We start from the raw sequence: 13,033 nt of genomic DNA, 5'->3' as shown, positions 1-13,033 counted from the left end.
GTTTCCGTCACCCAAGCTGGTGCCGGGCAAGGTGCAGGCCTTTGTGGCTTACCTGCAGGGATGTTTTGCCGATCGCTGGTGGGACACCCTGCCCAAGGCCTGATACGGTTTTGCATTCAATCAGCTGGATAAGCGCCACTTTGTGGACGGGCGCTGGCCGACGGGGCACTCAGCGACTCGAATGTCCCCCGGCCTGCGGCCTCCGCCTTGATTTCGCTACGCCGAGCGCCCCACCGACCCTGTCCTGCCCATGCCGCAACCCGATTTCTTGTCTTTCGAAGGCAAGTGGGTATGAATGGCCGGACTTCAATAGCGAAATATGCCTCCGGCCCTTATGTACCGGGCGTGAGTAGCTATCAAAATAATAGCGTATATCAGCCCAGCAGTTCGTGCAGCGTACGTGCAATCACCTTGGTGGCGCGGCGCAGGTCTTCCAGCGCCAGGCGCTCGTCGGCGCGTTTGGCGTGCGACTCCAGCACCGTGCGCGGTCCGGCGCCGTAGATCACGCCGGGGATGCCGGCTTCGGCGTACAGGCGCACGTCGGTGTACAGCGGGGTGCCCATCGCGGGAATTGGTTCGCCAAACACGGCCAGACCGTGCTTCTGGAGGGCATCAACCAGCGGCTGGTTGCCGGGCAGGGGGCGCATTGAGCGGGCCAGCAGCAGGCGCTTGATATCCACGGTGATGCCCGGGCATAAGGCCGCAGCGGCGGCAATGATCTGCCGGATCGACGCTTCGACTTCAGCGGGATGTTCTTCGGGGATCATGCGCCGGTCCAGCTTGAACATCACCTTGCCGGGGACCACATTGGTGTTGGTCCCGCCTTCGATCCGGCCCACATTCAAATACGGGTGGGTGATGCCCTTGACCTGCGACGTGGCGCTTTTGTAGAGCGCGTTCTGCGCATACAGCGCGTTGAGGATGTGCACCGCGCCCTGCAGGGCATCGACGCCGCTATCGGGGATGGCGGCATGCGCCATCTTGCCGTGCACGGTGACTTCCATCTGCAGGCAGCCGTTGTGGGCCGTGACCACTTCGTAACTGAAGCCGGCGGCAATCAGCAGGTCGGGACGTGTCAGCTGGTTGCGCAGCAGCCAGCCGGGTCCCATCTCGCCGCCGAACTCTTCGTCATAGGTAAAGTGCAGTTCCACGCCGCCATGCAGCGGCACACCCAGCGACTCCAGCGCGCGCACCGCAAAAGTGAAGGTGGCGAAGTCTGACTTGCTGACGGCCGAAGCGCGGCCGTAGATGTTGCCGTCCTTGATGTCTCCGCCGTAGGCATCGCAGGTCCAGCCTTCGCCGGGCGGCACCACGTCACCGTGGGCATTCAGCGCGATGGTCCGGCCCTTGCCATAGGGTCGACGCACGATCAAATTGGTCAGCGACTGCAGCCCGTAAGCCTGAACCTCGGCAGCCGGGACCGGGTGTTTTTCTGCGTCGAACCCGAAGGCCGTGAGCAGCTCGGCCGTGCGCTCGGCATGCGGCGCGTTGTCGCCGGGCGGGGTGGGGGTGGGAACGCGGATCAGCTCCTGCAGGAAGCGCACTTCCTCGTCGAAGTGGGCATCGACCCAGGCATCAAGCTTGTCATCTGCTGTCATGGTTGATCGGTCGCGAGTTGGTTCAGGAGCTGCTGGAAGGCCTTCACGGCCAGTTCGATGTCGTCGCAGGTGGTGCTTTCCAGCGGGTTGTGGCTGATGCCCGAGTTCTGTCCACGCACAAACAGCATGGCTTGCGGCATCATTTCATGCAGCTTCATGGCGTCGTGGCCGGCGCCGCTGGGCATGCGGTAAAGCGGCACCCCCAGGCTGTCCACCGCGCGCTCCCAGCGCTGCTGCCAGTCCGCTGCGCTGGGCGCTGCTGCGGCACGCATGGTTTGCTCCACCGTGTGAAACACGCCGCGTCGCTCGCAGATGGCTGTCAACTGCGCCAGCACGTCGGTCACCATGGCGTCGCGCTGCGCATCGTTGGGCGCACGCAGGTCCAGCGTGAACTGGCAGCGGCCCGGCACCACGTTGGTCGAGCCACCGGGTACGTTCAGGATGCCGATGGTGCCGACCGAATCGCCGTCGCGCGCGGCGCGTTGCTCAACGTACAGCGCCAGCTCGGCCACCGCCACCGCTGCATCACGCCGCCGGTTCATGGGCGTGGTACCGGCGTGGCTGGCCATGCCGGTGACTTCACACGCATAACGCACGCCACCGTTGATCGAGGTCACGATGCCCAGGGGGATGTCGAGTTCATTCAGCACCGGACCTTGCTCGATGTGTACTTCGACAAAACCCAGGTAATCGGAAGGCTGGCGTTGCAGCGCGGCAATCGCCTCCAGCGTCGCGGGCAGCCCGGCGTGTTGCATCGCTTCGCGCATGCTGATACCGTCCGCGTCCTTCTGCTCCAGCCAGGCGGGATTGAATTGCCCGATCAGGGCGCCCGAGCCGAGAAAGGTGGCTTTGTAACGCTGGCCTTCTTCTTCGGCGAAACCGATGACTTCGAAGTCGAAGGGCAGGCGCCGGCCTTGGCGCGAGAGTTCGGCGACGCAGGCCATGGGCGCGAAGATGCCGAGCCGTCCGTCGTACTTGCCGCCATTGCGCACGGTGTCGTAGTGCGAACCGGTCATCAGTGTCTTGACTCCCTCTCCCCCCGGGAGAGGGCGGAGGTGAGGGTCTGCCTTGTAGCGGCCGACCACATTGCCGACCGCATCCACATGGATGTCATCGAAGCCGCTGTCCCGCATGGCCTGGCTGATCATGGCTGCGGCCGAACGGTGCGCGTCGGTCAAATAGGTCACCGTGAGCTGGCCGTTTTCAAGGTAGCCCGGGTCGCTGAAGGCGCTGAGCTGCTCCTGCCAGTCCCAGACCTGCTGGCCCAGTCGCGGCTCTGCAGCAAACTTGTCGTTCAGGCGCAGCTCGGCGATGCGGTGGATATGGCGCAGGGATTCGGCCAGTTCGAAGTCGGGGTGGTTGGCCAGGCGCCGCTCGAAGGTGGCGATGATCTCCTTCCGGTCCAGGCCTGTGCCGCGCGGGCCGCGCACCGCCAGGATGAAGGGAAAGCCGAACCTCGTGTTGTAGGCGGTATTGAGCGCCTGGATCCGCGCGAACTCTTCAGGTGTGCAGTCCGTCAGGCCCGCCTTGCCTTGTTCGCTGGTCGACTCGGCGGTCAGCGTCTCACTGATCATCGCCTTGCCGGCCAGTTCGGGGTGGGCGCGGATCAGCGTGAGCTGGGCCTCGCGACCGGCTTCTCGGACAATGCCGGCCATCCGGTGTTTGAGTTGTGCCAGCGACCGGAAAGGGCGGTGTGTTAACGCGGCGTCGGTGATCCACGGCGAATGTTCGTACAGACCGGCCAAAAAAGCTGCGGCTTCAGGGGCCGGCGCGGCGTTCAGTTGTTCAAGGGTTTGGGACATGATCAGTCTTTGTAGGGATGGACTTGCTGCCAGTGGCGTGCAATGTCAATACGGCGGCAGATCCAGACATGCGCATGCTGCTGGACATGGTCGAGGAATTTCTGAAGTGCCACGATGCGGCCAGGCCGACCCAGCAGGCGGCAGTGCATCCCGATGCTGAGCATCTTCGGCGCGTCCAGACCGTTCGGATCGCCCTCGGCATACAGCGCATCGAAGCTGTCACGCAGGTAGGTGAAAAAATCATCGCCCTGCGAAAAGCCCTGGGGCAGCGCAAAACGCATGTCGTTGGTGTCCAGCGTGTAGGGCACGACCAGCCGTGGCACCACCATGCCGTCGCTGCGTTCGACCTTCATCCAGAGCGGCAGGTCGTCGCCGTAGTAATCGCTGTCGTAGCCAAGTGCGCCGTCGTCGGCAACCAGGCGGCGCGTGTTCGGGCTGTCGCGGCCGGTGTACCAGCCCAGCGGGCGTTGGCCGGTCATCTGCGTGATGATGTCCAGGCCCAGGCGCATGTGTTCGCGCTCGGTCGCTTCGTCCACGTTCTGGTAGTTGATCCAGCGCAGGCCGTGGCAGGCGATCTCGTGGCCCAGCTCCACGAAGGCCGCCGTCAATTCGGGGTGGCGTTGTAGCGCCATGCTGACACCAAATACCGTCAGGGGCAGCCGGCGTTTTTCAAACTCGCGCAGGATGCGCCACACACCGGCACGCGAGCCGTATTCATAAATGCCCTCCATGCTCAAGTGCCGCTCGGGGTAACTGGGCGGGTTGGCCATTTCGGAGAGGAATTGCTCCGAACCGGCGTCGCCGTGCAGCACCGAGTTCTCGCCGCCTTCTTCGTAGTTCAGCACAAACTGCACGGCAATACGGGCCTGGTCCGGCCACTGCGCATGCGGCGGCGTGCGGCCATAACCCTTCAAATCCCTGGGGTAGGTGGCGGTCTGGCCGATGTTCATGAGAGTGCCAATGTGATGTCGTTGCTGGGAACCTTGCGGTCAAAGGTCAGATTTTGTTCGACATGCAGCAGGTGCTCGTTCATCAGGTGGACCGCGCGCTCTTCATCTTTTGCGGCCAGCGCTTTGACGATTTCCGCGTGCTCGTCACTGGAGTGCTCGGCGGCGCTGGCGGTCTGGTACATCAGCGTGATCAGCGCGCAGCGCGAAATCAGCTCGCTGAGTATTTGCGCCAGCACATCGTTGCCCATCAGCTCGGCCATGCGCACATGGAAGTCGCCGAGCAGCTCGGTCCGGCCGGCCACGTCGTCCCGGGCCACGGCGGCTTTTTCCTGCGCCACATGCTCCTTGAGCGCACGGATCCTGGCCGGCGTTGCTTCGCGCACGAAGGCGCGTGTCATTTCGGCTTCCAGCATGCGGCGCACGGCAAACACCTGGCGGGCCTCGCTGACTGCGGGGGCGGCCACAAAAGCGCCGCGTGCGGGCTCCAGCCGGATCAACCGGTTTTGCGACAGCTGGAACAGGGCTTGCCGCACCAGCGTGCGCGACACGCCAAAATGGTCGGCCAGCTTTTGCTCGGCCAGCTTGGTGCCCGGCTGCAACCGGTGATCGACGATCGCGCGGGTGAGCGCTTCAACGATGGAGCTGGTGGTGGAGGTTTCCATGGTGCCATGATAGCTGAAAGTCCAAAAAGTGTATACACTTCTGTTTACTGCACACACCCGAAGGAACCCACATGGGCCTGAGCACACATGTCCTGGACACCATGCACGGCACGCCGGCCACCGGCATGGCCGTCGAGCTGTACACCACCACGGGTGGCCAGGCCACGCTGGTGAAATCGTTTGTCTTGAACAGCGACGGACGCAACCCGGACGGGCCGCTGTACGACAACAGCAGCTTGCAGCGCGGCACCTACCGGCTGGTATTTGATGTGGCTGCTTATTTTGCAGGCCGCGGCGTCAAGTTGCCGGAGCCTAACTTTCTGGATAAGGTGTCCCTGGACTTCGGCGTGGCCGACACCAGCCAGCATTACCATGTGCCGCTGCTGGTCAGCCCCTGGAGTTACTCCACTTATCGCGGCAGCTGATGTGGGGGCCTAGTTCTGCCCTTCGGTGAGGGTATCCAGCTGGAACTTGCCGCTTTTGTGCCACAACCAGGTGTCGGTGTAGACCACCTTGCCAATCCGCACGGGCGCCGGAAACGGGGAGGCGGCCTTGATCGTGCGTTCGATTTCGGCAACCACCTCCGGCGCATGGCGCGGTGCGCGCATCCAGTCGAGGCGGGTCACGATACCCACCTGGTTGATCTCGACATTGATCACGCCAACGGCATACAGCAGCGGCGGCATCCTGCCCTTGTAAATGCGGTCGGCGTTCAAACCGTAAAGGTGGGTGGCGCCGCTTTCGCGGTAGGCGCGGGCTGTCGGTGCGGCCGACTGGCGCGCCGAGCCGGCCGGGCCGGAGATGGGGCCGACCACGGTGGGCGGTGCCGCCGGCTCGGGCTCGGGTGCTGCCGCAGGTTCCGGCGCGCTCTTGCAGGCGGAGACAATGGCGCCGATGCCGGCGGACAGCAGGGCCATCAGCCAGAATCGGCGGGGAGTGGGCTCAGACATACGTATCCTTGTGATTCACGAGTGTGACGTGGCTGCTATTGTGCGGTCTGTTGATGAATCGGTGATGTAACAGCGCGGGATTGATTTCCCCGGATTATGCGGTCGTAGGCTCCAGAAAAATGGGCCTTGAATCAGAGGGTTTTTACGGTGAACCATCACAAGAACAGTTTTCTGCAACGGTTGAGCAGCGAGCCTGCCGTGCTGGTGCAGGTCGTCGCCACGGAAGGCTCGGTACCGCGCGAAGCCGGTACCTGGATGGCTGTTTTTACCGAAGCTGTCGTGGGCACCATCGGCGGCGGACACGTTGAGCACCAGGCCATGGCGACGGCCCGCGCCCATTTAAAGCATGGGCAGGGCGTCACCGTGAACCGGGTTGTCCTGGGCCCGTCGCTGGGCCAGTGTTGCGGGGGTGTGATGACCCTGCAGTTTGAACCCGTAGGCCCCGCTGATGTTGCGGCCCTGCGGCGCCGGCTCTTCACAAAGTTACAAGCGCTTGCATTGTTCGGAGGTGGCCATGTCGGCCATGCGCTGGTGGAGGTCCTGTCGCGCTTGCCGTTTGACCTGACCTGGATCGACAGCCGAGAGGGCATTTTCCCGGACGAGCTAGCAAATTTCTCTGCCCTTGGGGGGCAGGGAGCTACACGAAGTGAGCGAGCGTGGGGGCTCAACGTGCGCTGCGAACACTCCGAACCGGTGCAGGGAGCGGTGCGCGAGCTTGCGCCGCAGTCCCGGGTGCTGATTATGAGTTTCAGTCATGCCGAGGATCTCGACATCGTCGCCGAATGCCTCAAACGCCAGCGCGAAAAGGGCGATTTGCCCTACATCGGCCTGATCGGCAGCAAGACCAAGTGGGCGACGTTTCGCCACCGGCTGCAGGCGCGCGGCTTTAGCGATGAAGAGCTGGCCCACGTCACCAGCCCGATCGGCCTGCCCGGCATAGACGGCAAGGAGCCCGAGGTGATAGCCGTGGCTGTGGCGGCACAGTTGTTGCTCCTGGATCTGCCGGAGACGGCTTGAGCTTTTTGCATCGGGCTGTCAATTTGTATACACTTTAGTGGACAGGTCGCAGCGGAGCCAATGTGTTCGCGGCCGAAATTTCTGCTCAGAGCGCCCGCAGTGGTGAGCAGGTTTGAAAGTTGAGCTATGGAAAGCTATTACCTCGACTGGGCCAACCTCCTGCTGCGCTGGGTCCATGTCATCACCGCCATCGCCTGGATCGGCTCCTCGTTTTATTTTGTCTTCCTCGATTCGAGCCTGACGCCGCCCGTGGACGACGATCTGAAAAAACAGGGCGTCAGTGGCGAGCTTTGGGCGGTGCACGGCGGCGGTTTTTACCACCCGGTCAAATTTGCAGTCAAGCCGCCTGTGCTGCCCGCTCACCTGCACTGGTTTTACTGGGAAAGCTACAGCACCTGGCTTTCCGGCTTCGCGCTGTTCACGGTGTCCTACCTGTGGAACGCCGGCACCTACCTGATCGACAAGTCGCTGATGAACTGGTCATCGGGTGCGGCCATTGGCGTGGCGCTGTCGTTTTTTGTGGTTTTCTGGATGCTCTACGATGGCATCTGCCGAGTCTTCGGCAAACGCAAAAATGGGGATGCCGTTGTTGGCGCGCTGGTGCTGGTGCTGGTCTGTGTCGCGTCCTGGCTGGCCTGCCACTGGTTTGCCGGGCGTGCGGCCTTTTTGCTGGTGGGCGCGATGATCGCCACGGCCATGAGCGCCAATGTGTTTTTCTGGATCATCCCCGGCCAGCGCAAGGTGATCGCCAGCATCAAGGCCGGCGAGCCGGTGGACCCGGTGCACGGCCAGCGCGGCAAACAGCGCAGCGTGCACAACACCTACTTCACGCTGCCCGTGCTGTTTGCGATGCTCAGCAACCACTACAGCTTTACCTATGGCCATGCGCAGAACTGGCTGGTGTTGATCCTCATGATGCTGGCCGGCGCGCTGATACGGCAATTTTTTGTGATGCGTCACGGCTACAAGCTGGGGCGCAACGGCAATCCCCTGCCTTATGCGCTGATTGGCGTGGTGCTGATCGCAGGCGCCATCGTCTGGATGAAGCCAGCGCCGGTGCCGGCCGCCGCCGTAAATGCTACTGATTCGATAGCTGCTCCCGTAGAAACGGCAGGGGCTACAGGCCGAAATGACTATGCAAAAGTGCAAAAAGTGATGGAGCAGCGCTGCTACCAGTGCCATGGCGCACAGCTGCAGATGAAAAACGTCCGGCTCGACTCGCCGGCCCTGCTCGGTCAACACGCGCAGGCCGTTTACCAGCAAGTGGTGGTGAGCAAAATCATGCCGATGAATAACGCCACCGGCATGCTGGACGCCGAGCGCGCGCTGGTGCGGCAGTGGTTTGAAAGCGGCGCCCCCACGCGCTGACAGGCGGCCTGCTGCGTTGTTTTTCTTGGCAATAGCCGGGCTATTGCCTGCAAAAAGACGCCTTGCAGCCCATCCCGATCCGACTGCCACAACCTCGCCAGAGTCATGCAGAGGGTCCTTGAGTTGGAATGCCAACTGAGGCTGTAAGTTCTGCGTAATATCGCGTATCGACCTTGCCCCCGGGACGTGCTTCAATTCAAGCGCGCCGCAGAAGATTGCTGCGGCCACTCAGCGCCCGCCGAGGCATGCTACGCGTGGACCATCGAGGAGACAAAAAATGTTGAATTTGCAGTTGCTGATCAGTGCGCTGGTTGCGGCCGGCGCGATAGCTGTTTAGCTGGCGGCCGGTGCCGCGCAGATCGTCGTCGGGCAGGTCGCCCCCTGTCGGGGCTCGAAGGCACGCAGGCCCGCGCCTACTCCGTGGGCATCCAGCTGGCGCTGACCCGGGCCAACAAGGCGGGCGGCGTCAATGGTCACACCTTCAGCCTGGTGCGCAAGGACGACGGCGGCAGGCCAGCGGACAACATGGCAGCGACCAAGTCCTTGCTGGGCGAGAGCCGGCCGCTGGTGCTGGTGGGCTATTTTGGCGACAGGATCATCAGTGAGCTGGTGACGTCGAAGTTGCTGGAGACCGAGAACATCGCACTGGTGGGTTACCGCGTCAACGAGATCCGCGCAGAAGCGCCGCTGGTGTTCAGCGTGCGCGCCAGTCTTCGCGACGAGCTCAACAAGATCACGGAACACCTGGTCACGGTGGGCGTGACGCGGCTGGGCCTGTTTTACCCCGATGGCGCAGGTGCGGGGACGCTGCTGGCCGCGATGGAAGAAGTGACAAAAGCCCGCAGTGCCAAACTCACTGCCAAGGCCACCTATACGCAGGGCACCAACAAGGTCCCCAATGCGGTGGTGGACACCTTCATCAGTGCTGCGCCGCAAGCCATCATCGTGGTTGCCAGCGGTGCGGCCGCCGGGGCCTTTATCGAAAAGTACCGGCTCGACGGTGGCACGGCGCAGCTGTTTGCCCGTTCCGGCGCGGACATTGAGCAGATCTCGCAGCGCCTGGGCGAAGAGCAGCTCAAGGGGCTGGCGATCACACAGGTCACGCCCAACCCCTACAAGATTTCGGGGCGACTGAGCAAGGAGTTCAGCGACATCGCGGCAGCAACGCCCAACCTCGAGGTGCCGGTGAGCTACGCGATGATGGAGGGCTACATCGCCGTTCCGTTATCATCCACGCGGCGCGGCGCATGGGCCCCAAGATATCCCGCGAAGGTTTTGCCAATGCGCTGGACAGCACCGACGTCGATCTGGGCGGCTACAAGGTGGGCTTCAAGCCCGGCATGCGTTCAGGCTCGCGTTTTGTCGAGCTGAGCATCGTGACTGCCACGGGCCGTATCAGGCAGTAGCAGCAACAGAAAGCGCCCGCGCATCCCTTGTCCACCGCTCACCAGCTGCTCACCAGGCCCGCCGAACGTGTCGAGGTTTTCTCGAAGTGGCCGGCCAGGTAGCCCACAAAAACCCTGACGCGGGCTGACACCTGGTGTCGTTGGGGCCAGACCGCGTGGATGTCGGCCGGCGGTGACTGGTAGTTTTCCAGCACCTGGCGCAGGCGCCCGCTGCGCAGATAACGCGCGATGTCCCACTCGGCCCGCATCACAATGCCGTGGCCCGCCAGCGCCCAGTTGACCGCGATCTCGCCGTCGCTGGTGCTGAGGTTGCCGCGCACCTTCACGGTTTCCACCCGTTTGCCTGCGCTCAGGCGCCAGATGCCGTACGCCTCGCCGCCCTGCCGTATGCCTATGCAGCTGTGCTGCGCCAGATCGTGCGGCACTTTCGGCGTGCCGCGTTTGGCCAGGTAGGCTGGCGAGGCGCAGAGCAAGCGACGGTTGGGGGCCAGCATGCGCGCAATCACCCGCGCATCCGGCGGCTCGCCAAAGCGCACACACACGTCAAAGGCGTCGTCGTCGGCTGGCGGCGGGTTGACCGTGAGCTGCAGCTGGATCTGCACTTCGGGGTGCAGCTTGGCAAAGCCCGAGATCAGCGGCGCGATGTGGGTCCGACCAAAACCCAGCGTCGCGTTTACGCGCAGCAGGCCCTTGGGCGCGGCCACGGCGCTGGACACCAGCTGCTCCATGTCGTCGATCTCGGCCAGGATGCGCCTGGCGTGGGCCAGGTAGATCTCGCCCTCCGGCGTCAGGCTGACCCGCCGCGTGGTGCGGTTGAGCAGTTGCACGCCGAGCCGGCTTTCCATCTGCGCCAGGCGTTTGCTGACGGCCGGTGTGGTGACGTCGAGTTCTCTGGCCGTGGCCGAGAAGCTGGCGCAGCGCGCCAGCAGGCTGAAAAAAGCCATCTCGGAAGGGGCGGAGGCGGGCGTCGACATGTTTTTTTACCGGGCAACTATTAACTGAAAGTAAACAATAAGATAACTTTAGGCGTTTCTTTTGAACACTGCAATCCGTAAAGTTACTGGCATTGCATTGACAGGAGAAACCCGTGAAAACCTACAACATCGCCTGCATCCCGGGCGACGGCATCGGCAAGGAAGTCATACCGGCAGGCCAGCAGGTGCTACGGACTTTGGCCGCCGCGCAGAAGCGCTTCAGCTTCAAGTTCAGCTCCTTCGGCTGGGGCGGCGACTGGTTTCGCGAGCACGGTGTCATGATGCCGGAGGACGGGCTGGACGCGCTGCGCGACATGGACGCCATCCTCTTCGGATCGGCCGGCGACCCGCACATTCCCGATCACATCACGCTCTGGGGCCTGCGGCTGAAAATCTGCCAGGGGTTCGATCAGTACGCCAATGTGCGGCCCACGCGCATCCTGCCCGGCATTGACGCGCCGCTCAAGCGCTGCACGCCCCAAGACCTGGACTGGGTCATCGTGCGTGAAAACTCCGAAGGCGAATACGCTGGCGTCGGCGGGCGGGTACACCAGGGGCACCCGATCGAGGTCGCCACCGACCTGTCCATCCTGACACGCGCCGGGGTCGAGCGCATCATGCGTTTTGCCTTCCGGCTGGCGCAGTCGCGCCCGCGCAAGCTGCTCACCGTGGTCACCAAATCCAATGCCCAGCGCCACGGCATGGTGATGTGGGACGAGATAGCGCTGCAGATCAGCAAGGAGTTTCCCGACGTGCGCTGGGACAAGGAACTGGTGGACGCCTGCACCGCCCGCATGGTCAACCGGCCAGCCTCGCTGGACACGCTGGTGGCGACCAACCTGCATGCCGATGTACTGAGCGACCTGGCCGCTGCGCTGGCCGGCAGTCTGGGCATTGCGCCCACCGGCAACATCGACCCCGAGCGGCGTTACCCCTCGATGTTCGAGCCCATCCACGGCTCGGCCTTCGACATCATGGGCAAGGGCCTGGCCAACCCGGTCGGCACCTTCTGGTCCTGCGTGATGCTGCTGGAGCACCTCGGTGAAGCCGCCGCCGCGCAGCGCCTGATGCAAGTTATCGAGCAGGTCACCGCCGACACCTCGCTGCATACTGGTGACCTGGGCGGCAACGCCACCACAGCGCAGGTCACGCAGTCCGTGTGCGAACGCATTTCCAGCACCCGGGAGGCCGAACGCCGCGCCGCCTGAGGCATGAATCGAGAGTCAGGAGTTATGAGTCAAGAGTGAATGAGAAAAGCTGAAAAAACCAAAGGAGACAAAACCATGAAGACGCTGATATCCGCCCTGAGCCTGGCCCTGCTGGCGCCGTTTGCGACCAATGCGATGGCCCAGGCCTGTCCCGACAAAAACGTGCTGTACTGGCAGGCCTTCCCGCCCGGGGGCGAGTCTGACCTGTCGGCGCGCCACCAGCAGGTGGTGCTCAAGAAAAAGTGTCCGGCCATCGACACCATCATCCAGTACAAGGCCGGCGCTGGCGGCGCGCTGATGTGGACGCAGATGAACCAGCTTCCGCCCGACGGGCTGAACGTGGTCGGTGTCAACTTGCCGCACATTGTGTTTCAGCCCATCGAGGGGGTGGTGCAGTACAAGACAGCCGATGTGACGCCGGTGTTCTGGTTCCACTTCACGCCTGACGCGTTGGTTGTGCCCGAGGCCAGCCCGTACAAGACCTTTGCCGACTTCATCGCCGCCGCCAAAAAAGACCCCGGCAAGATGAGCCTGGGCGGTTCGGGCCTTAACTCTGCCAACCATGCCTCGCATGAGCGGCTCAACGCCGCCTTCGGCATCAAGAGCACCTATATCCCCTACAAGGGCACCGGCGACATGGCGCTGGCGGTGGTCGGCAACCAGATCGACGGCGCGGTGACCTACACCGCCTTTGCCATCAACAACAAGGGCAAGGCGCGCGCACTGGCCGTGGCCATGGAAAAACGCCACCCGCTGCTGCCCGATGTGCCGACTTTCAAGGAACTCGGCGTGGACTGGGTGGACGGCGCCTACCGCGGCATCGGTGTACCGAAATCGACACCGCCGGAAGCGCGCAAGAAAATTGCTGATATGTGGGCCGCGCTCAACAACGACCCCGAGATGAAGGAGCTTGCGGCCAAAAGCGGCTTTGAGCTGGTCAACGTGAACCTCGACCAGATGGACGCCTTCATGAAGGAGAAGACGAAGCTGTACACCGAAGGCGCGCAGCGCCTGGGACTGGGTAAAAAGTAAACGGCAGCGTCCGCGCGGCGCTGCGGCGCGGGTTACAGGCGGTTTAGTGGCGTTTGGGGCGGCACA

Annotated in this window: 12 protein-coding genes and 1 pseudogene; 7 read left to right on the top strand and 6 right to left on the bottom strand. The window is 63.2% G+C overall.

Going from position 1 to position 13,033, the window contains the following annotated elements; all coding sequences use genetic code 11:
* Nucleotides 1-103 (top strand): annotated as a pseudogene (locus tag ACESMT_RS01855) (LysR family transcriptional regulator); the annotation flags it as partial.
* A 271-nt stretch (nt 104-374) separates the two neighbouring features.
* Here ACESMT_RS01855 and ACESMT_RS01850 read toward each other — a convergent pair.
* From ACESMT_RS01850 to ACESMT_RS01835, 4 genes are read right to left on the bottom strand one after another with little or no spacing between them, the layout of a single operon-like run.
* Nucleotides 375-1,598 carry a M20/M25/M40 family metallo-hydrolase gene (locus ACESMT_RS01850; RefSeq protein ID WP_372824687.1) on the bottom strand — a complete coding sequence of 408 codons (1,224 nt, stop codon included), beginning with the start codon at nt 1,596-1,598 and terminating at the stop codon, nt 375-377.
* Nucleotides 1,595-3,400 carry a 2-oxo-4-hydroxy-4-carboxy-5-ureidoimidazoline decarboxylase gene (gene uraD / locus ACESMT_RS01845; RefSeq protein WP_372824685.1) on the bottom strand — a complete coding sequence of 602 codons (1,806 nt, stop codon included), beginning with the start codon at nt 3,398-3,400 and terminating at the stop codon, nt 1,595-1,597. Before uraD ends, ACESMT_RS01850 begins: the two co-directional genes overlap by 4 nt.
* A 2-nt stretch (nt 3,401-3,402) precedes the next feature.
* Entirely contained in the window at nt 3,403-4,350 is a 948-nt protein-coding gene (puuE, locus tag ACESMT_RS01840; protein WP_372824683.1) for an allantoinase PuuE, read from the bottom strand.
* Nucleotides 4,347-5,012, bottom strand: a complete 666-nt coding sequence (locus tag ACESMT_RS01835) for a GntR family transcriptional regulator (protein WP_372824681.1) — start codon at nt 5,010-5,012, stop codon at nt 4,347-4,349. The genes puuE and ACESMT_RS01835 overlap by 4 nt, the downstream gene beginning before the upstream one ends.
* A gap of 71 nt (nt 5,013-5,083) precedes the next feature.
* Here ACESMT_RS01835 and uraH point away from each other — a divergent pair, with 71 nt between their 5' ends.
* The gene (gene uraH, locus ACESMT_RS01830; protein ID WP_372824679.1) at nt 5,084-5,437 is read left to right on the top strand and encodes a hydroxyisourate hydrolase; all 354 of its coding nucleotides are present in this window, start codon (nt 5,084-5,086) and stop codon (nt 5,435-5,437) included.
* 9 nt (nt 5,438-5,446) lie between these two features.
* Here the strand turns inward: uraH and ACESMT_RS01825 are convergent, their stop codons facing one another.
* Entirely contained in the window at nt 5,447-5,962 is a 516-nt protein-coding gene (locus ACESMT_RS01825) for a hypothetical protein (protein WP_372824677.1), read from the bottom strand.
* Between the two features lie 147 nt (nt 5,963-6,109).
* Between ACESMT_RS01825 and xdhC the strand changes: the two genes are divergently transcribed.
* From xdhC to ACESMT_RS01810, 3 genes are all read left to right on the top strand, one after another.
* Nucleotides 6,110-6,979 (top strand): xanthine dehydrogenase accessory protein XdhC, encoded by an 870-nt coding sequence (gene xdhC, locus ACESMT_RS01820; protein ID WP_372824675.1) that lies wholly within the window; start codon nt 6,110-6,112, stop codon nt 6,977-6,979.
* Nucleotides 6,980-7,105: 126 nt separating this feature from the next.
* The gene (locus tag ACESMT_RS01815) at nt 7,106-8,347 is read left to right on the top strand and encodes a urate hydroxylase PuuD (protein WP_372824673.1); all 1,242 of its coding nucleotides are present in this window, start codon (nt 7,106-7,108) and stop codon (nt 8,345-8,347) included.
* 420 nt (nt 8,348-8,767) lie between these two features.
* Nucleotides 8,768-9,718, top strand: coding sequence for an ABC transporter substrate-binding protein (locus tag ACESMT_RS01810; protein WP_372824671.1), 951 nt, complete (start codon nt 8,768-8,770; stop codon nt 9,716-9,718).
* Nucleotides 9,719-9,791: 73 nt separating this feature from the next.
* Here the strand turns inward: ACESMT_RS01810 and ACESMT_RS01805 are convergent, their stop codons facing one another.
* Nucleotides 9,792-10,727, bottom strand: a complete 936-nt coding sequence (locus tag ACESMT_RS01805; protein WP_372824669.1) for a LysR family transcriptional regulator — start codon at nt 10,725-10,727, stop codon at nt 9,792-9,794.
* Between the two features lie 113 nt (nt 10,728-10,840).
* Between ACESMT_RS01805 and ACESMT_RS01800 the strand changes: the two genes are divergently transcribed.
* Both ACESMT_RS01800 and ACESMT_RS01795 read left to right on the top strand, forming a co-directional pair.
* On the top strand, nt 10,841-11,935 hold the full coding sequence (locus ACESMT_RS01800; protein ID WP_372824667.1) for a tartrate dehydrogenase: 1,095 nt from the start codon (nt 10,841-10,843) through the stop codon (nt 11,933-11,935).
* Nucleotides 11,936-12,010: 75 nt separating this feature from the next.
* The gene (locus ACESMT_RS01795) at nt 12,011-12,967 is read left to right on the top strand and encodes a tripartite tricarboxylate transporter substrate binding protein (protein ID WP_372824665.1); all 957 of its coding nucleotides are present in this window, start codon (nt 12,011-12,013) and stop codon (nt 12,965-12,967) included.
* The last annotated feature ends 66 nt before the right edge of the window (nt 12,968-13,033 follow it).

This window comes from Polaromonas sp. (genome assembly GCF_041689105.1).
In the GTDB taxonomy this organism is placed as follows: domain Bacteria; phylum Pseudomonadota; class Gammaproteobacteria; order Burkholderiales; family Burkholderiaceae_C; genus Polaromonas.
Note: the sequence above shows the minus strand (reverse complement) of the source record. Positions and strands in the feature narration are given on the sequence as shown.